Annotated in this window: 18 protein-coding genes; 1 reads left to right on the plus strand and 17 read right to left on the minus strand. The window is 45.6% G+C overall.

Features of this window, described 5'->3' with window-relative positions:
• Positions 1–24 precede the first annotated feature (24 nt).
• The 10 genes from recD2 to GB993_RS11350 form a co-directional block, all read right to left on the minus strand.
• Positions 25–2649, minus strand: a complete 2625-nt coding sequence (gene recD2, locus GB993_RS11305) for an SF1B family DNA helicase RecD2 (protein ID WP_161004375.1) — start codon at positions 2647–2649, stop codon at positions 25–27.
• Positions 2650–2677: 28 nt separating this feature from the next.
• On the minus strand, positions 2678–3376 hold the full coding sequence (locus GB993_RS11310; protein WP_161004376.1) for a tetratricopeptide repeat protein: 699 nt from the start codon (positions 3374–3376) through the stop codon (positions 2678–2680).
• A 23-nt stretch (positions 3377–3399) separates the two neighbouring features.
• Positions 3400–4062 carry a histidine phosphatase family protein gene (locus tag GB993_RS11315; protein ID WP_161004377.1) on the minus strand — a complete coding sequence of 221 codons (663 nt, stop codon included), beginning with the start codon at positions 4060–4062 and terminating at the stop codon, positions 3400–3402.
• A 146-nt stretch (positions 4063–4208) separates the two neighbouring features.
• Positions 4209–5342, minus strand: a complete 1134-nt coding sequence (mnmA, locus tag GB993_RS11320; RefSeq protein ID WP_161004378.1) for a tRNA 2-thiouridine(34) synthase MnmA — start codon at positions 5340–5342, stop codon at positions 4209–4211.
• Positions 5343–5947: 605 nt separating this feature from the next.
• Entirely contained in the window at positions 5948–6295 is a 348-nt protein-coding gene (locus GB993_RS11325) for a DUF1831 domain-containing protein (protein ID WP_017262830.1), read from the minus strand.
• Positions 6295–7467: an IscS subfamily cysteine desulfurase gene (locus GB993_RS11330; RefSeq protein WP_161004379.1), complete on the minus strand. Its 1173-nt coding sequence runs from the start codon at positions 7465–7467 to the stop codon at positions 6295–6297. Before GB993_RS11330 ends, GB993_RS11325 begins: the two co-directional genes overlap by 1 nt.
• A gap of 182 nt (positions 7468–7649) precedes the next feature.
• The gene (locus tag GB993_RS11335) at positions 7650–8345 is read right to left on the minus strand and encodes a 5'-methylthioadenosine/adenosylhomocysteine nucleosidase (protein ID WP_161004380.1); all 696 of its coding nucleotides are present in this window, start codon (positions 8343–8345) and stop codon (positions 7650–7652) included.
• Positions 8346–8440: 95 nt separating this feature from the next.
• Complete coding sequence (locus GB993_RS11340) at positions 8441–8788, minus strand: hypothetical protein (protein ID WP_161004381.1); 348 nt, start codon at positions 8786–8788, stop codon at positions 8441–8443.
• Between the two features lie 46 nt (positions 8789–8834).
• The gene (locus GB993_RS11345; RefSeq protein WP_161000955.1) at positions 8835–9401 is read right to left on the minus strand and encodes an NUDIX hydrolase; all 567 of its coding nucleotides are present in this window, start codon (positions 9399–9401) and stop codon (positions 8835–8837) included.
• Positions 9398–9643, minus strand: coding sequence for a cold-shock protein (locus tag GB993_RS11350; protein ID WP_017262823.1), 246 nt, complete (start codon positions 9641–9643; stop codon positions 9398–9400). Before GB993_RS11350 ends, GB993_RS11345 begins: the two co-directional genes overlap by 4 nt.
• A gap of 398 nt (positions 9644–10041) precedes the next feature.
• On the opposite strand from GB993_RS11350, the gene GB993_RS11355 reads away from it, so the two are divergent.
• On the plus strand, positions 10042–10281 hold the full coding sequence (locus GB993_RS11355) for a helix-turn-helix domain-containing protein (protein WP_161004382.1): 240 nt from the start codon (positions 10042–10044) through the stop codon (positions 10279–10281).
• A gap of 75 nt (positions 10282–10356) precedes the next feature.
• On the opposite strand, the gene GB993_RS11360 is transcribed toward GB993_RS11355, so the two are convergent.
• From GB993_RS11360 to ftsZ, 7 genes are all read right to left on the minus strand, one after another.
• Positions 10357–10641 carry a bacteriocin immunity family protein gene (locus GB993_RS11360; protein WP_161004383.1) on the minus strand — a complete coding sequence of 95 codons (285 nt, stop codon included), beginning with the start codon at positions 10639–10641 and terminating at the stop codon, positions 10357–10359.
• 327 nt (positions 10642–10968) lie between these two features.
• Positions 10969–13758, minus strand: a complete 2790-nt coding sequence (gene ileS / locus GB993_RS11365; RefSeq protein ID WP_161004384.1) for an isoleucine--tRNA ligase — start codon at positions 13756–13758, stop codon at positions 10969–10971.
• Between the two features lie 369 nt (positions 13759–14127).
• Entirely contained in the window at positions 14128–14880 is a 753-nt protein-coding gene (locus GB993_RS11370; protein WP_161000959.1) for a DivIVA domain-containing protein, read from the minus strand.
• Positions 14881–14947: 67 nt separating this feature from the next.
• On the minus strand, positions 14948–15736 hold the full coding sequence (locus GB993_RS11375; RefSeq protein WP_161004385.1) for a YlmH family RNA-binding protein: 789 nt from the start codon (positions 15734–15736) through the stop codon (positions 14948–14950).
• Positions 15737–15745: 9 nt separating this feature from the next.
• Complete coding sequence (locus tag GB993_RS11380) at positions 15746–16015, minus strand: YggT family protein (RefSeq protein WP_161000961.1); 270 nt, start codon at positions 16013–16015, stop codon at positions 15746–15748.
• Positions 16016–16050: 35 nt separating this feature from the next.
• The gene (locus GB993_RS11385) at positions 16051–16479 is read right to left on the minus strand and encodes a cell division protein SepF (RefSeq protein WP_161004386.1); all 429 of its coding nucleotides are present in this window, start codon (positions 16477–16479) and stop codon (positions 16051–16053) included.
• A gap of 121 nt (positions 16480–16600) precedes the next feature.
• On the minus strand, positions 16601–17893 hold the full coding sequence (gene ftsZ, locus GB993_RS11390; RefSeq protein ID WP_161004387.1) for a cell division protein FtsZ: 1293 nt from the start codon (positions 17891–17893) through the stop codon (positions 16601–16603).
• Positions 17894–17896 lie beyond the last annotated feature (3 nt).

Below are 17896 nucleotides of genomic sequence, written 5' to 3' on the forward strand. Positions count from 1 at the left end.
TCCCCCGCTTACCCTAACTTTAGGTTAACCTTCTTCCGGCGCAAAATCCTGAGGCGTCAACTTGCCCATTCCAATCAATGGATCGATATTGCCGCTTAGGATTAAGGCCGTCGTCAACCTTGGCTCACCTAGTGTACCGCTTTCTTCGTCAAGCGTGGTTGCAGACGACTTTTCCACATTTGCAGACACTTCTTTTGCCTTTGTTGATGGCTGAGTTGATTCAGACGTTGTTGCATAATTTGAACCAGTTTCTTGAGTGATCGGTGCCTCGGAGTCGACCACTGTTGCACTAGCGTCAGCGACGCTGTCCTCACTGGTTGAACTTGGTACCGTCTGTTCCGACTCGACAGTGTCGTCACCCTCATGTTTGAATACCTGTCGCAACCGGGCTTGCAGTGTCGTTTGCCGGTTAGCAGATTTATTCGCAGCGGCTTCTGCAAAGGATTGTTCATCACCAACCAGAATCAACCATTGCTGTGCTCGCGTTACCGCCGTATAAAGCAGGTTACGTTGTAGCATCCGACGAAACTGGGGTACCAAGGGCAAAATCACTAGTTTGAACTGTGACCCCTGTGCCTTATGAATGGAGACACAATAGGCCAGCGTCACCCGGTCAAACTGGGCGCGTCCGTAAGTAACCTCTGTTTGATCAAAGGCAATGGTTAGCTTGTCAACCTTGTCCTCGTTGGACTTATCAGTGGCTAAATCAATCCCGACGATCTCCCCCATGTCGCCATTAAAGACATTGTTTTCCGGACTGTTAACCAGGTGCAACACCTTGTCACCGATCCGAAAATGCTCATTGTGAGCCTCGATTTCTTTCGTCCGCGCACTCTTTTTCGGATTCAAGGTATCCTGAAGGGCCGTGTTTAACGCATTGATACCGGCAGCTCCCCGGTACATAGGTGCGAGCACCTGAATATCCGTTTTAGCAAAGCCACGCGACTTCGCACGGGCGACAACCTGGTTGACTAGCGGCACAACTTGATATGGTCGAGCTGCAAAAAAACTGCGATCCGTTTGATTAACCGTAAAATCAGCTGGCAATTCACCGTGCTTGATAGCATGTGCTAAGGGAATAATCGAAGAGCTGTCGTCTTGGCGATAGATTGTTGTCAATTCAGTGGATGGCAAACAGTCTGATTTTAACAGGTCAGCAAATACCTGTCCTGGACCCACAGAAGGTAATTGATCCTGATCCCCAACCAAAATCACCTGCATGTGGTTAGGCACTGCCTGAATCAATGTTCTAAAGAGAAACGCGTCCACCATCGACATTTCGTCCACGATGAGCAGTCCGCCCTCAAGATCTTTGTCTGAAGACTGTGTGGCCTCATCTTCACGCCCGGTCAAGCCAAGCAAACGATGAATTGTGCTAGCAGGTAAATCTGTCACTTCACTCATCCGCTTAGCCGCCCGGCCAGTTGGCGCCGCTAATAAAATCGGAAAGGTGCCATCCTCATACTCATTGATATCCAGCGACAATTCGTGAATCCGGGCAAACAAGGCGACAATCCCGTTAATAATCGTCGTCTTACCCGTTCCGGGACCACCTGTGAGTAAATAGACCGGCGAGGAAATTGCGGCCACTAACGCGTCTTTTTGAGCATCGTCGTATGTGATTCCCAACTGTTTTTCGACAAGCCGCACCTCATGATCCAAATCAACATCTTTAGGTAATAACCGCTCCTGCTGTTGTTGCAAACGCATCAAGTGTTCAGCGCTATCCCATTCAGTATCATACAGTGACTTCAGGTAGACCTGCTGGCCATTGCCGACGATGAGCTGATCTTTCGCCATGGCAATTAATTGATTGGCCAGCATATCTGGTGAAATTTGCACGTTTCGCGCAGATTCTAGCAATGCCGTGGCATCGTGAATCAATGGCTTTAGCTCGGCAAACGTATTTCCGGAAGCAAAACAAATATCACTGATTGTTTCCAACAATGCCGCCCGTAACCGACCTGGCGCATCCGCATCAAAGCCCAATTGTTCAGCAATTTGATCCGTTCGTTTGAAACTCACCCCGTTGATATCTTCTACCAATTGATAGGGATTTTCTTGAATAACATGAAGCGTGTCCTGCTTGTATTTTTCATAAATCGTGCTGGCCAACTGACTGCCAAAGCCGAAACCATTGAGGCCAATGATAATCTGTTCCGTGCCGTGATTTTCGGTCAGAACTTCAATCAGGTGATCAGCGACAGACTTTTTTAAACCGATGGGCTTTAAGACATCGGGATCTTTGACGACCTTGTCGATTACGCCGGTGCCAAGGGTTTCAACGATTCGCTCCGCTGTTTTTTTACCCAGACCGGGAAATTGATCGCCAGATAAATATTTGACCAAGCCCGTTTTAGAAGTCGGCGTCTCATTTTCATAATTACTGGCATTAAACTGTTTGCCATATTTGGGATGGTCCACAACCTTGCCAATGAAACGGTAGGTGCCTTCTTCCGCCACGTCACCAAATGAACCGGTGACAACAATTTCGTCCTCAATCCAGTCTAAGTCCGTTTGATCCACGTGAACCAACAGAACCTTATAAAAAGAATCAGAACTACTAAAAAAAATGGCGGCGACCTTACCCACGACATAATTGGGTTTAAAACTGGTGTTGTCGTCAAATAGCGACATTGACTCGGCCATGTTGGTTACCTCCATTCGTTAATTTCAATTATTTTGCTTGTTGATCGCCATCTTGATGACGTTTGTTGACTACCGTTGCAATATCGTTAACACGCTGTTGACTCCGTTTGACAAAATCAGGGTCCAAACGTTTGGCGGCATTCATAAATGGCGTAGCATCTTGCTCCAATACCATGGCCGTCAAGCCGCGGCTAAAATAAACATGCCCATTTTGATCATCTGCTGCTAATGACTGATCATAAAAATCTGCCGCCTGGTTAAAGTTACCCATGGCCATCAAAATATCGCCCAATAAGGCATTAACACTCGCATCTTTTGGCTTTGCATCGTGAACCGTTAATGCAAACGCAAAGGCTTTTTGATACTGGTTTTGTTGCATCGCTGTTTGGGCCATCATTTGATAAGCTTCCAAGCGCAGCTTTTCGTCTTTCACCTTGCTAAACGCAGACACGGCTTTATCGTAGGAAGCCGCCTGATAATACACGTTACCTAAACCATAGTTCAGTAATGATAATGCACCTTCATCTTTGGCAAACAAGCCCTGTGCCTTCATCAGCAGCTCTTCAGCCTGTTCATAATCCTGCATTTCGGTTAGGACCGTGGCCAGTTGGTAGTACAAATGAAAGTCGTTAGGGTTCGCATCAATCTGTTTCACCAAACGTGCAACCGCCTGCTTGGCCTCTGCCTGAGCAGTGTTGGCTGTCTGGTCATCATGTTTTTCACTCATGTTGTTGTGTGCCCGCCTCCTCGTTAAATCGTGTTGGTGGCATCTGGCGATTCCTCTAAGTACGCCGTCAAATTGCGGACCAGCAACTTAAAGTGTTGTCCACCGTCCACCGTTTCAAGAATTGTGGTACTGGTATTCGATAAACCGCCCTTAGCGCGCATTTGCGCCAACGGAATGTGCAGTAGTCCGTTAATGCCGGCATTCAAGGCCGCCCCGTGTGAAACAAACAACAGGTTGTCATTGTCATCGGGATGACAAGCAGCCGCCCGCCGAATGACCGGGTCCATCCGGGCAATCACATCTTCAAATGTTTCGCCGCCAATAGAAGTCGGGTCGTAGTTTTCCGCATGAAAACGAAAACCATCATACTCCTCAGGAAATTGCCGTTTGACATCATCAAAATACATGCCTTCCATTTTACCTAGTTCAAACTCTCGCAAACCGGAATCCAGCGTCAGCGGCACCCCCTGATGAAGACCGGCCATTAAGTGGATGGCGGTCATGCGCGCACGTTTGATTGGACTCGCATACACGTGTTTAAACGGTACGTCATGCAAATAATCAGCCAATTGATCGATTTCGTCATAACTGCTCCGCAGCAACGGTGAATCACCATTGGCGCCTTGATAACGCCCCTCTAAATTCCATTGTGTTTTACCATGTCGAATAAAGTACAGTTTAGTCACAGTAACCCCGCCCTAAAGTAAATAATGTGCCTATATTATGTCACAAAAAAGGCCGTCAAACCAGCTCAACTGGTTTGACGACTCCTTTACGTTTGCAAAACCAACTTACGGCTAGAACAACCTTGGCTGAAGTTTACAAACAAGCTTTAAATGTATTGTAATTCACGTGCTTCGTTGTACGCTGCATCGATGATGCCACTACCCAAACACTCGTCCCCATCGTAGAAAACGACTGCCTGGCCGGGCGTAATCGCACGAACAGGTTGATCAAACGTCACGGTGGCAACCGTTCTTTCATCATTCAAATGAACGGTCACACCAGTGTCCTTTTGACGGTAACGGAACTTGGCTGTTACGTGGAAATCATTGTCATCACTTGGGTTAACCCAGTTCAGATCTGATGCGGACAACTTGGTTGCTAACAAGTGCGGATTATTGAATCCTTGACCCACATACAAAACGTTCTTTGAAAGATCCTTGCCGATCACAAACCATGGCTCATCACCTTGCTTTTGACCGCCAATACCGAGCCCTTTACGCTGACCAATCGTGTAATTCATCAAGCCATAATGAGTCCCCATCTGCTTACCATCAAGGGTCATCATCTTCCCCTCTTGAGCAGGCAAATACTGGTTCAAGAAACCCTTCCAGTTTTTCTCACCAATGAAGCAAATACCAACAGAATCCTTCTTCTCGGCAGTTGCCAAACCGGCCTCTTCCGCAATTTCACGAACCTGTGGCTTCTCCATTTCACCCAGTGGGAACAATACACGATCCAACTGGTCAGAAGAAAGCTGACTTAAGAAGTACGTTTGATCCTTATTGCCATCCAGGCCACGCAACAAGTGACTGTGACCCTCCTCATCATGAGTCACACGAGCATAGTGACCCGTCGCAATGTAGTCCGCACCCAACTCTAATGCATAATCTAAGAAGGCCTTGAACTTGATCTCCTTGTTACAAACAACATCAGGGTTAGGAGTACGACCCTTTTTGTACTCATCCAAGAAGTACGTGAACACACGGTCCCAGTATTCCTTTTCAAAGTTAACAGAGTAGTAAGGAATGCCAATCTTGCTGGCTACCTTAGCCACGTCCTTGTAATCTTCTGTCGCCGTACATACGCCATTGTCATCGGTGTCGTCCCAATTTTTCATGAACACACCGACCACGTCGTAGCCCTGTCGCTTTAGCAACAACGCTGTCACTGACGAATCTACCCCACCACTCATGCCGACGACAACACGGGTATGTGAATGATCAACTGCTTGATCAGTCATGGTATCACCATCATTTCAATTAGATTCTGAGAATCAACGATTTGAAGGTCGTTATTATCAGTGCCTAACAGTATAACAGGACGCACTTACAAAATTCAAGTGACACCTGTTGGTAGTAAGGGCTTCACATTTGTGCGTGGCAAAAATAGAAAAATGCCGCTTGCGGTTGTCAATTTTGAAACGCCGCTGTGTAGACCGGTCTCAGCCCGCTTTGCGGTCTTTGACCTCGACTTGAAATCTCAAAGTCCGAGTTTTCAAGCTCGTCCGTAACCTAAATTCGGATAGCCCACCGAATTAACGTTACTTCCACAGCTCTGTTTCAAAATTGACGCCCTTTCGCTACTTTTTCGCGATTTGGCATTCCATCAGGGGTATCGTCTAACTTGGCTTCGCTTATTTTGCATAACATGTCTAAACTTCAATATCTAAAAAAAGGAAACTGGGACATAACGCCTCAACTCAATTTCTAATAAATTGCCGCAAGCGCAGCACCTTACACTGACTTTTGCTCATCTAACACGAATAAGGCATTCATGGGAAAACACCCATAAATGCCTTATTCGCGTTGCCTGAGAAAGCCAAAACGTGTTATGTCCCGCTCTCGTTTATTTCGTTTGAACTGCAATCACATGGCGCTCGATCAAGTTATCAATTTGATAACCATACTGTTCGACCAATTCATCATGATTAGCGTTGGTATAGATGTTCACGTTACCTGTACCACTGGGATTGACGGTGCCCATTTTAAAACCGTTCAATTGTTTGTTGATCAACACGCGCAGTTTGATTGATTTAGCCAACCCAGCAGCCGGATCCAGTGGTCGTTCCAAACTGAAGCCGCCAGCATTAGTTTCCATAAAACCAAGATCGCGCAACGTGTACTTCTTCAATTGATCACTGAGGGTAAAAATGCGGTCATCCCCAGGAACCTGAACTGTTTGTTCAAATGCCATTAGAGCCCCTTCCTTCCTGCCATTTGTGGTTGTAACCGAGCAGTCATTGCTGCCATCGCCTCAATAAAGGCATCCAGATCTGCCGTTGTTGTATAACGGCCAAAGCTCAATCGGATCGACTGCATGACACGCGGGTTATCCTTGCCAAACATTGCGACTAGAACATGACTAGGATCTAAAGAGCCTGCCGTACATGCTGAACCAGCAGAGACTGCAACGCCAGCCAAATCAAGATTGGTTAGCGTAACATCGTTGGGAATTCCCTTAATCCACAGATTAATCACATGCTGCAGATTGTCCGACTTCAAACTGCCATTAAGTTCGAAATCAACCTGAGCCTTTGTTAAGCCATCAATAACATACTGTTTAAACCCCGCATATTTTTCTTGACGATGTGCTTTTTCCGCAGGTGTCAAAGCTTTCACAGCCGTCGCAAAACCAGCGATGGCCGGAATATTCTCTGTGCCGGCACGTCGTTTGTCTTCTTGGTCGCCACCCTTTATGAAACTTGGGAATGATATCCCATCGCGACGATACAAAAAACCCATCTGCTTGGGTCCGTTGATTTTATGCGCTGAGGTCGACAGCATATCGATATGATCACGTTTAACGTCGATGTCTAATAATCCAAAAGCTTGAACCGCATCTGTATGGAACCACGCCTGATGATCCTTCAATAACTCGCCAATTTCATGAATCGGCATCGTCGAACCAACTTCATTATTTCCTGTCATGATGGAAACTAAAATCGTATCGTCTGTTAACGCGGCCTTTAAGTCGGCCATGTTAATCTCACCTTGTTCGTTGACTGGCAGATAGACAATGTCATAACCGTTATCGCCAAGCCACGCCGCCGTTTTCATAATGGATTCGTGCTCAATCGCAGTCGTAATAATTCGCCGGCCAAGATTCTTGCGGGCAATAGCCGTTTGCATCCAGGCCGTATTATTACTTTCTGTGCCACCAGCAGTAAACACAATCTCATCGTCATTCGCATTGATACTTTGTGCAACCACATGGCGCGCATCATCCAGCACCGATCGTGCCTTCCGACCAAAAGCATGGACAGAACTGGCATTACCAAAGTCGTTTTTCATCTGGTCCATCATGGTTGCGACCACCTCGTCACTCATTGGCGTGGTGGCAGCGTTGTCTAAATAAATATGCTTCACAATCCTGCCTCCTGTTTTATTGCTTGAGTGATGCCGGGCTTCGGCATCACTCTTTCTAAACGTGCACCTGTCGCCCAGAAGCCTGTGCACAACCCAAAGCTGCCACCCCACAAGCAAAGTGCGCTTGCATGCTACCACCTTTACGTTGTTGCTCGGACCTTCCCGAGCTTCGGCATCACTCTTTACTTTGCTTCCCGCTCAAAAAAGTTTAGTAACATGTTGGCGGAACGTTTGCCGGCTTCGATGATAAATTCATCGAAAGAAACACCTGCATCACCGTTACCCGTGTCACTCATGGCACGGATGACCAAGTATGGCACATCGAATTGATGGGCCACTTGTCCCACAGCAGCGCCTTCCATTTCACAACTTACCGCTTCAGGGAAATGTGTTTTGATGTCTTTAATGGTTTCATCACTCGCAACAAACGAATCACCTGTAACGATTAAACCACGTTTAACGGCTAATCCGGTAGCATCAGCTGCCTTAATGATTTCATCGGCCCATTTATTCGAGGCTTTAAATCGAGCTGGTTGTTGTGGCAGCTGACCATACACATAATCAAACGCCGTTGCATCAACGTCCCAGTAAGCTGTTTCATCAGCGATAACAACGTCGCCCACCGTCAATCCAGTACCGATACCACCAGCAGAACCACTGTTAATGACAACGTCCACGTCAAAGTTCGTGATGAGCAACGCTGTTGTTAGACCAGCTTCAACCTTACCAATGCCTGAACGAACCAACACGACATCGCTACCATTAATTTGACCGCTGAAAAAATCCACCTTGCCAACCGTGGTCGTTGTTTCATTGCTCAATTGTGCCTTTAATTCCTTGATTTCTTCATCCATGGCACACAAAATTCCAAATTTCATTCATTTTCTCCCTGTCGTTGATGTTTGGGCAACCTGCCCATTACCTTCGCATTGCCGCCCAACTTCTGAATCCGCAGTTGGGCATCAATCCGTCTTTAACCCACAAACCGCAAAATGAGATAGACAAGCACGATTAATATAACCAAAACAATGATGGCAATATTCAAACGATGCGCCAACCGTTTTTGTTTTTGCTCAGGAGTTAATGGCCCCGTTGCTTGCATGCGACTCGTTGGTTCATCACTAGGCTGGTTAGGTTCACCATCAAATGATGCGTTAGCCTCCGGTGCCGACGTTGATGATCGTCGTTGACGATGCAAACGACTCCGAGTTGGTTCATCCTCGCCTTCACTGTCTGGCTGACTATCATAATCAGTCTGCTGAGCACTTTGTTGACGGTACTGCTCGCGCGTCAAATGATCCTTATTCTGATCGTCGTTCATATCTTCATCCCTCGCAAAAATATCTGCTACTTGTCTTTTGGTTACGCTAGTCTTTTGGTTTAACTAGCCCAGCCTCTAACAATTGCCAGTAGTACACTGCAGTAATCGTCTTCTGATCTTTTAATTTGCCATCGTCCAACAATTGCTTGGTCTCTGCCAATGTGTATTCATGTAACACAATATTTTCATCGGCGTCCTGCGGCAACTCTGTTGTAACAGGTTTTAAACCGGTCACTAAATACAGCGTCATGTACTCATCCGTAAAACCAGCCGAAGTATAAAAGCCACAAACTTCATGAATTTCGCTCGCAGCGTAACGGGTTTCCTCGTTTAGCTCTCTGATTGCGGCAGCCTTCGCGTTGTCACGATCACGGTCGTCCAACTTACCGGCTGGAATTTCCAATGTCGTTTCAGCAACCGGTGCCCGCCATTGTTCTTCAAAGATGGCCTTACCATCCTCGGTGATGGCCAACATGGCGACCGCATCAGCATGGTGAACAACGTCGCGATGAGCCGTCTGTCCGTTTGGCAACATCACCGTTTGGTTTTCAACATCGATAATTGCGCCATGGTACTTAGGGGCTACCGCTGTAACTTTTTCTTCGAAATTCATCCTTGGTCTGCCTCCGTCTCTGTCACACGTTTAACTTTCGCTGCCTGGGGTCCGCGAATACCCTCGACAACCACAAATTCGACATGGTCGCCAGGTGTCAATGTTTTATAACCTGACTCCTCAATTGCAGAAAAATGCACGAACACATCAGGATTGCCCTTCACAGCGATAAAACCAAACCCTTTTTCCTGGTCAAACGTCTTCACGACACCATGTTCACGACCATCAGTAAATTTTGCCATTATGTTCTTCTTTCCAGTTAGACTTGATAATAAGTATATGAAAAATTCAGCATTTTTTCCACCTTCAGCGATATCAGATCACAAACTTAACGTTCAAACGCAAAACTTTGCAATTTTTTAATACATTTTCTTAAAAAGTGACTTAGAACCCTTCAAAACCCTACTAAAACAGCATTATTAGTTAATTAATATTTGTGAAAAGGTTTTACTTATGTTATACACTGCCCTGTATAAACGCCGATTTAGACCCTTTTTTATTGCAAGTACTTGCCTTGTTAAATCATTTATTTGGAAAACCAAGTGACAAAACAAGTTGCGTTTTTACCACACACTTGTATAATTTTCTTGTTTCCATAGATTCACAAGCACATCAACCACAATTATAGGAGGTGGCTAACTTGTTGGGAGTTTTATTAAAAGAACAGCGGCTTGGCAAGCACATGACGTTAAGGCAGTTGGCTGCAACGTTAAACGAGCGTTATGGACTTAATTTATCAGCAGGCATGCTGTCTCGTTACGAGAATGGCACTAATGTTTCAACTGGTAACTTATTTTTCATTGCGGACTTTTTTGAAATTGACCTCACCGCATTCGCGAAGTCATTCGTTGAAAACCGCCGCTCTGAAATAGCTGATTAAGTATTCTTTATAAAAAAATCGATTTCCTTGGAGATGATAACACCTTCAGGGAAATCGATTTTTTTGTTAACCAGACTACCGTTGTGTAGCCAGCAATACGTCAAAACCACGTAACTGCCGAATCAGTTCAACATTTAACCGTTGAACGCTACTTGGTACGTCAAATGCGTGGGTCAACGCATAACGACTTAACAAGCCCTGCAAATGCCGTAATTCGGTGCCATAATCACCAGAATTTAAGCGTCCTCGTTGCTGTTGCAATAAGTGCGTCAATTCAGGACGATCTGCTACAGCCGGATCATCAAGCGCTGCTTGCATCTTAGCCAAAATAACCTGAATGGACTGAATACTTGTCGTCATGGTTTAAACCCCCTTCGTCACCGTGCTATCGAGCTTTTCCCTCAATAACAATCTCAATCACTCTTTTACCGAAGCTATTGTAACACCTTAACTGTATTTTGCATGGTCAAACGACTTACACAATGTAAGTTATTAATTGGCGGGGCCGTTTGAATCCGAATCAAAAAATTTGTCCCTAAAAGGATCACTTTAGTCTTTAAACCAAAAAGATTTCATTCCCAATCAAAACAGGAATGAAATCTTTTTTATATCAGGAATCATTTTCAGAAATACCTTATCTGATCTAATTACCCAATCCTAATCATGTGAAGATCATTTACAAAAAGCCTACTTCTCTAATCCTTCAGTAACTGATTCAGGATATTCAGCACGAACAATCTTTGCACAACGGGCACATAAGGCTGGATAAGCATCGTCAGAACCAACGTCCTGCTTGATCATCCGGCATCGTTGACAAACATCCCCGGTGGCATGGCTGACCACGACCGCAACGTCTTCATACTTGTCAGCCGTTTCCGGTGCTTCTGACAACGGGTGAACCTGAAGTTGAGACACAATGAGCAGCTGTGCCACGTTACTGTGTAAATGTTCGAGCATCTCAGCATTATGATCACTCACATACAGATCCAGCGCAGCTTCCATTGGACGGCCAATCAGCTTAGCATCACGCGCCTCTTCAAGTGACTTCAGGACGTCGGAACGTAACGTCATAAAGTCCGCCCAGCGACCGATCAGAGCCTCATTTTGCCATTCAGGTTCTACGTTTGGCATTTCCGCTAATTGCGCAAATTCTGGTTTTTCATGCAAAAATGGCCAGATTTCTTCAGCCGTATGTGGTAATAGTGGCGTCATCAAGGTCGTCATCCGAACCAACACTTGATAAAGCACTGTTTGCATGCTCCGACGCGTCTTTGAATCCGCTGCATCGATATACAAAATATCCTTGGCAAAATCAAGGTAGAAGGCTGATAAATCATTGGTTACAAATGATAAGAGCAGTTTGTATAAATCAATGAAGTCGTACTTCTCATAATCTGCGCGCACCTGTTCTACCAAGTCGTTCAACCGGCTGAGCAGGTAACGGTCCGCACCAGCCAAGTCAGCGTAAGGTACCGTGTTCTTGGCGGGATCAAAGTCAGTTACGTTCGACAACATGAACCGCATTGTGTTCCGTAACTTCCGATAGCTTTCGGAAATCTGCGTGAAGCTTTCCATTGATACCCGCACGTCAGCAGATGAGTCAACAGATGCGACCCACAAACGGAGAATTTCAGCACCCATCTTTTTGATGATTTCGTCAGGTGCAATCGTATTTCCGATCGACTTGCTCATCTTCTTGCCGTTTTTGTCCAACGTAAACCCTTGGCTCATAACAGCCTTGTACGGTGCCTTACCAGAAACCGCAACAGACGTAATTAAACTGGAGTTGAACCAGCCACGATACTGGTCTGATCCCTCAAGGTAGAGGTCAGCAGGATACGTCAATTCAGGCCGCGCTGCCAGCACAGCTTGGTGACTGGAACCAGAATCAAACCAAACATCCATGATGTCGGTTTCCTTCGTGAACTGACCATTTGGCGAGTGCTCAGAGGTAAAGCCATCAGGCAACAATTCTTTAGCATCATGTTCAAACCAATAGTTGGAACCATGCTTGGCGAAAAGATCAGCAACATGGTCAATTGTTTCTGGTGTCATGATTGGCGTGCCATCTTCGGCGTAGAAAATTGGTAATGGAACACCCCAGGCCCGCTGACGTGAGATAACCCAATCGCCACGATCCTTGATCATGTTATACAGACGACGTTTGCCCCAATCTGGGTAGAATTTCACATCATCTAAAGCATCCAAAATGTCTTGTCTGAAGGCGGAAACACTGGCAAACCATTGTGGTGTTGCCCGGAAAATGATCGGCTTCTTCGTCCGCCAGTCAAATGGGTAACTATGCGTATATGGCATGTATTTAAGTAACAAGTTTTTTTCCTTAAGCTTGTCCAAACTGATTTGATTAGCATCCTCGTAGAAGACACCTTCAAAACCAGGCGCATCGGCAGTCATTTTCCCTTGACCATCAACTGGTGAAAAGACAGGCAGGCCGTACTTAGTTCCGACATTGAAGTCATCTTCCCCAAAACCAGGTGCTGTGTGGACCAATCCAGTCCCAGCGTCCAGTGTTACAAAGTTACCGTTCATGACCAGTAAATCACGATCATAATATGGGTGATGAGCAGTCATCTTCTCAAGTTGGGCACCCTTCAAGGTTTGCAACGTCTTAACGTCTTCCCAACCAAGCGTCTCAGAAACCGAACTGAGCAGTTGTTCAGCAACGACAAACTTCCGTGTTTCACCCTTTGGCTGTACAACAGCGTAATCAAACCCAGCATCAACCGTAATCCCCTCTGAAGCTGGAATTGTCCATGGCGTGGTTGTCCATACAACGAAGTAAGTGTTGTCATCTAATAAGCCGTGCCCATCCTTCACTTGTTCAGCAAAGAATGCCGATGGCGATTCAACATCTTTGTAATCAACTTCAGCCTCAGCTAAAGCAGATTCTGAGGACCATGACCAGTAAACTGGTTTCTGTCCACGGAAGATGTAGCCCTTCTTCACGAACTCAGCGAAGACACGAACTTGGGCAGCTTCATATTCGGGCTGTAAGGTAATGTATGGGTGATCCCAATCACCAGCCACCCCTAAACGTTTGAAACCATTCCGTTGCTTGTCAATTTCTTTAAGCACAAATTTGCGACAAAGCTCACGAAATTCGGCGGTCGACATTGACTTCCGATCGACACCTTGGTTCGTCAGTGCCTGTTCCGTTGGCAAACCATGCGTATCCCAACCAGGAACGTAAGGTGCACGGTAGCCACTCATCGATTTGTAGCGAACAATAAAGTCTTTGCTGATTTTATTCATCGCATGACCGATATGAATGTCACCATTGGCGTATGGCGGACCATCGTGGAGTACAAACGTTGGTTTCCCTTCATTTAATTTTTGACGCTGTTCATACACTTTATTTTCAGCCCAAAATGCTTGACGTTGAGCTTCCGTAACGGGTAAATTGCCCCGCATCGGAAAACCTGTTTTATTCAGGTTCAAGGTCTCTTTAATGCGCATTTAATCGTCCTCCTTAGTTAATTTAAAATCGTGGTTAACATCTGGCACCACTAGAATGACATCAAATAAAAAAACTCGTCCTGTATCTAATCAGGACGAGTTTATCGTGGTACCACCTAAGTTTGAGTTTAGCTGTAGCCATTGAAAAGTCAATCATCAACACAATGCGACGATGGCGTTAACAATTAGCCAAACTCCTTATTTCCGGATAGCGGACGGCGCCGGTTGCTCTTACTACCAATGACAGCGTTCAGAACAGCATTACCTAAAATGATAACTTAAACGACGGTGCCGGCTAAACTCTCACCATAATGTCAGCTCGCTGTTCGGACGCCGATTAAGCATTGTTTTTAGTGTTCAAATGAATAATTATTTAGTTGGGTCATCTGATGCTGACGTAGATTCAGCGTCACGCGTTACTGATTGCGCCTCACTTGCGTTACTGCCAGTACCACTGTTTTCAGGGAAGATCACAACCGTTTGTGGTTGATCAGCAGTTACCGGTGAATTATCGCTGGTTGGTGCTGGTGATGTTTGACCAACGGTTGCTGGTGACGATGCCAAATGTGATGGACGTGTCTTCGAAATTGCATCCTGTAATTCAGGATAACTTTCTAAACCAGTTGGCTGCAATAATTCATTCCAGTTGTCCGAATGAACAAGATCCAATTGTGATTGCAACATAGCGGCCAAACGTGATTGGAACGTCTTCGTTTCTTCACGTAAGGCGTTACTTTCGTTGTTCAAGCGAGCAGCGTTGTTAGCTGCATCAGAAGTAATCTGACCAGCCTTAGCCTGAGCTTCAGCCACAACGGCCTGAGCCTGTTGTTGAGCCTCACGAGAAACACTGTTAGCTTGAGTATTAGCTTCCTGCTTAACTTTGTCAGCAGCCTCTTGTGCAACCAAAATTGATTGATTCAATGAGTTCTTCATTTCATCGTATTGACTCAAGTTATGGTTGGCTTTATCAAGTTGATCCTGCAAGTCTTTATTTTGGTTCAAAACTTGTTGATAACTGGCGATAACTTCATCTAAGAAATCATCGACTTCCTGAGCGGCGTAACCATTACGCCCCTTACGTGTAAACTCTTTATTGTGAATATCCATTGGACTTAATGCCATAGTGACTTCCTCCATCCGAAACGAAATCCGTAATTAACTTACGTTTTCATACACTCCTAAGCATAAATTAACTACGCACGACTGACAAGTCGATTTTTGTTTTATCTTTACGAGTTTTACCATTTACGGCATCTAACCGTACCCGACCAAAGTGACGCACTGAAATCATGTCGCCAGCCCCAAGCGCTGCATCGGGATGTTGATTTGTCATCCAGTTTAGCCGCACATCACCATTTTCGATAATGCTTTTGACACGATTGCGTGACAAATTGAAGCCCTCAGCGACGACTGCATCGAGTCGCAGTGAAGCAACCAGACCAGACGCCTGCTCCCAATCAATCTTGGGTAAAACCACATCGGTCAATGCCCGCTCGCTGAGGTGAACCTTGATCTTGCCGATGTGGTCAACTTGAAGCTTAAAAAACGAAGCCATATTTGCAGCAACAAACACCTGCCAGATACCGTCATCCGAAACAATATCGCCAAAAATTGTTGAATCAATCCCCAAATTGGCAAGAGTGCCTAAAATTTGTGAATGATGTAATTCCGCGAACTTGGTTGGATAAACGATTTCAAATAATTGTAACTCAAAATCAGTCGTCTGTGGCACATAATAATCAGGATAAACAAGCGCGCGCTGTTGCTCTGCCGATGAGTAACCACCATTAAAGTGAACCCGAACGCCATCCTGACCATTAACCAACGTCTGCAAAATATACATTTGGCGTGGATTGAGAAAACCGGTTAAATACGGTCGATACTGACTAACCGCAGTCGCAATCCATGTTTCTGCCTCTGTAATGAACGGGGCTTCTTCAGGTCGGAAATGTTGATTAATATTCTCCTGAACATCCATAGTTTACTCCTAAAAACTCGTAACCGTCGACAATACGCCAAACAATCCGTATTGTACTAAACCCAGCACGATAATTGCGACGACCGGTGCAAAACTTAAACCAAAGATTGGGGGAATGAAATCAAAAAGTCGTAGATAAGGTTCACAGATTCTTGCTAAAAACTGCCCAAATGATGTCGCATAGGCACCGGGAAACCACGATAACAACACGTAAACAATGATTGCAAACGTGTATAACTCAAAACCCCAGTTAAGGATGGTAAATAAAAAACTAATCACTTACGTTTCTCCATTCGCGACGGTTCCATTGTAGCCTACTTAAAAGCCGAAGAATCCTGATCAAATCGAGAACTCAGATCACCAGAAACTTCGAAATTATTGGGCGTGCACAGAAAAATTGTATCGCCGACCCGCTTTATTTCTCCACTAATGGCAAACACTGTTCCTGTCAAAAAATCAACGATCCGTTTGCTGGACTGATCATCTAACTTATCAAAGTTAATGATTACCGCCTGATTTTCTAATAATTGTTGCGCAATTCCCTTCACGTCAGAATAAATCCGGGGTTCAAACAACGCAATATGATTGGTTGACGCACTTCGGCCACTCATGTCCACAACCTTAGCTGGTCGACGACCATTGACAGAAGACGGTGAACTCACCGTCTTATCGGCCGTTTGCTGTTGTGTCGGTTGATTATCAAGTTCATCAGTACCAAAGAAATTACTAAAGCTAAATGCCATGTTCATCCCCTCTAACAATAAAGTCACTCAATGCATGAGTGACCTGAAGTTACCATTAAATTAACGATTTTTACAACAGACCGCAAGTGTTTTGACTTGAACTTTACCTAAATAGCAAGGTTTAGTCTTTATTACGATTCCGACGACGACGTAAGAACGGTGGTAAATCTAACCCATCATCTTCGCTTTGGTCATCGCTACTACTGCTTTCTGAGCTTGCAGCAGAAGCATTGAAGACGTCAAAATCTGGTTTTTCAACACCGGCAAACTCACTGCTGTCAGCCTGTTGACTAACTGGACGGTTGTTTGTCGTTGGTTGCTGACGGATGTCCCAGTTACCAAACGGATCGTTGTTAACGGGTGCCGCTTCGCTCGGCGCTGCTGAACCAGCAGAACCAGCTGGCGTACTGTCAAATGGCGTACGACCACCCTTGTTTTCCTGACGTGCACCGGCTTTTTTGTGATCAATACCAGTGGCGATAACAGTGACCCGCACTTCATCGCCCAAGTTTTCATCAATTGATGTCCCAAAAATAATGTTAACGTCAGTGGTTGCGGCTTGTGCCACGATGTCTGAAGCTGTTTGGGCTTCAAACAAGGATAAGTCTGGGCCACCGGTGATGTTAAGCAAGACTTGTTGCGCACCATCAATAGCAACTTCCAGAAGTGGTGACGAAATCGCCGCTTTAGTAGCATCAGCAGTCCGGTTTTCGCCAGATGCCGATCCGATGCCCATCAGTGCTGTCCCTTGATCCTGCATCACTGTCTTAACATCGGCAAAGTCCAAGTTAACGTAACCAGGTGATGTGATCAGGTCTGAAATACCCTGAACACCTTGACGAAGCACGTTATCAGCTTCTTTAAAGGCATCCATCATCGGCGTCTTCTTATCAACCATTTCCAACAATCTGTTGTTGGCGATGATGATCAGTGTATCAACGTTTTCCTTTAAATTGGCAATCCCTTCAGCAGCAAAACGGCCACGACGAGGTCCTTCAAAGGTAAATGGCCGAGTTACAACACCAACCGTTAAAGCGCCCTGTTCCTTAGCAATCCGAGCAACGACAGGTGCGGCACCATTCCCAGTACCACCACCCATACCAGCGGTGACAAAAATCATGTCAGCGCCAGCGAGTGCTTCTGCTAAGGCATCTTCACTTTCTTCGGCAGCCTTTTGACCAACCTCTGGATTAGAACCTGCACCCAACCCACGAGTGAGTTTTGGTCCTAATTGAATCTTCGTTGCGGCATTACTTGCGTTCAATGCCTGTAAGTCAGTGTTAGCCACGATAAAGTCAACACCGGCCACTTCTTCATCGATCATTCGATTGACGGCGTTACTACCCCCGCCACCAACACCGATGACCTTAATTTTTGCGCCAATTGGTTGGCTCTGGTCCACTGCGTTTTCCATTTA

Source organism: Furfurilactobacillus milii, assembly GCF_009864005.1.
GTDB lineage: Bacteria > Bacillota > Bacilli > Lactobacillales > Lactobacillaceae > Furfurilactobacillus > Furfurilactobacillus rossiae_B.

Bases quoted from the DNA above. Each gene is read 5' to 3' on its own strand.
- GB993_RS11345 (WP_161000955.1), bottom strand. From the start codon at position 9,401: ATGAATTTCGAAGAAAAAGTTACAGCGGTAGCCCCTAAGTACCATGGC.
- GB993_RS11350 (WP_017262823.1), bottom strand. From the start codon at position 9,643: ATGGCAAAATTTACTGATGGTCGTGAACATGGTGTCGTGAAGACGTTT.
- GB993_RS11375 (WP_161004385.1), bottom strand. From the start codon at position 15,736: ATGGATGTTCAGGAGAATATTAATCAACATTTCCGACCTGAAGAAGCC.
- GB993_RS11310 (WP_161004376.1), bottom strand. From the start codon at position 3,376: ATGAGTGAAAAACATGATGACCAGACAGCCAACACTGCTCAGGCAGAG.
- mnmA (WP_161004378.1), bottom strand. From the start codon at position 5,342: ATGACTGATCAAGCAGTTGATCATTCACATACCCGTGTTGTCGTCGGC.
- ftsZ (WP_161004387.1), bottom strand. From the start codon at position 17,893: ATGGAAAACGCAGTGGACCAGAGCCAACCAATTGGCGCAAAAATTAAG.
- GB993_RS11360 (WP_161004383.1), bottom strand. From the start codon at position 10,641: ATGACGACAAGTATTCAGTCCATTCAGGTTATTTTGGCTAAGATGCAA.
- GB993_RS11385 (WP_161004386.1), bottom strand. From the start codon at position 16,479: ATGGCATTTAGCTTTAGTAATTTCTTTGGTACTGATGAACTTGATAAT.
- GB993_RS11340 (WP_161004381.1), bottom strand. From the start codon at position 8,788: ATGAACGACGATCAGAATAAGGATCATTTGACGCGCGAGCAGTACCGT.
- GB993_RS11370 (WP_161000959.1), bottom strand. From the start codon at position 14,880: ATGGCATTAAGTCCAATGGATATTCACAATAAAGAGTTTACACGTAAG.
- GB993_RS11335 (WP_161004380.1), bottom strand. From the start codon at position 8,345: ATGAAATTTGGAATTTTGTGTGCCATGGATGAAGAAATCAAGGAATTA.
- ileS (WP_161004384.1), bottom strand. From the start codon at position 13,758: ATGCGCATTAAAGAGACCTTGAACCTGAATAAAACAGGTTTTCCGATG.
- GB993_RS11325 (WP_017262830.1), bottom strand. From the start codon at position 6,295: ATGGCATTTGAACAAACAGTTCAGGTTCCTGGGGATGACCGCATTTTT.
- recD2 (WP_161004375.1), bottom strand. From the start codon at position 2,649: ATGGCCGAGTCAATGTCGCTATTTGACGACAACACCAGTTTTAAACCC.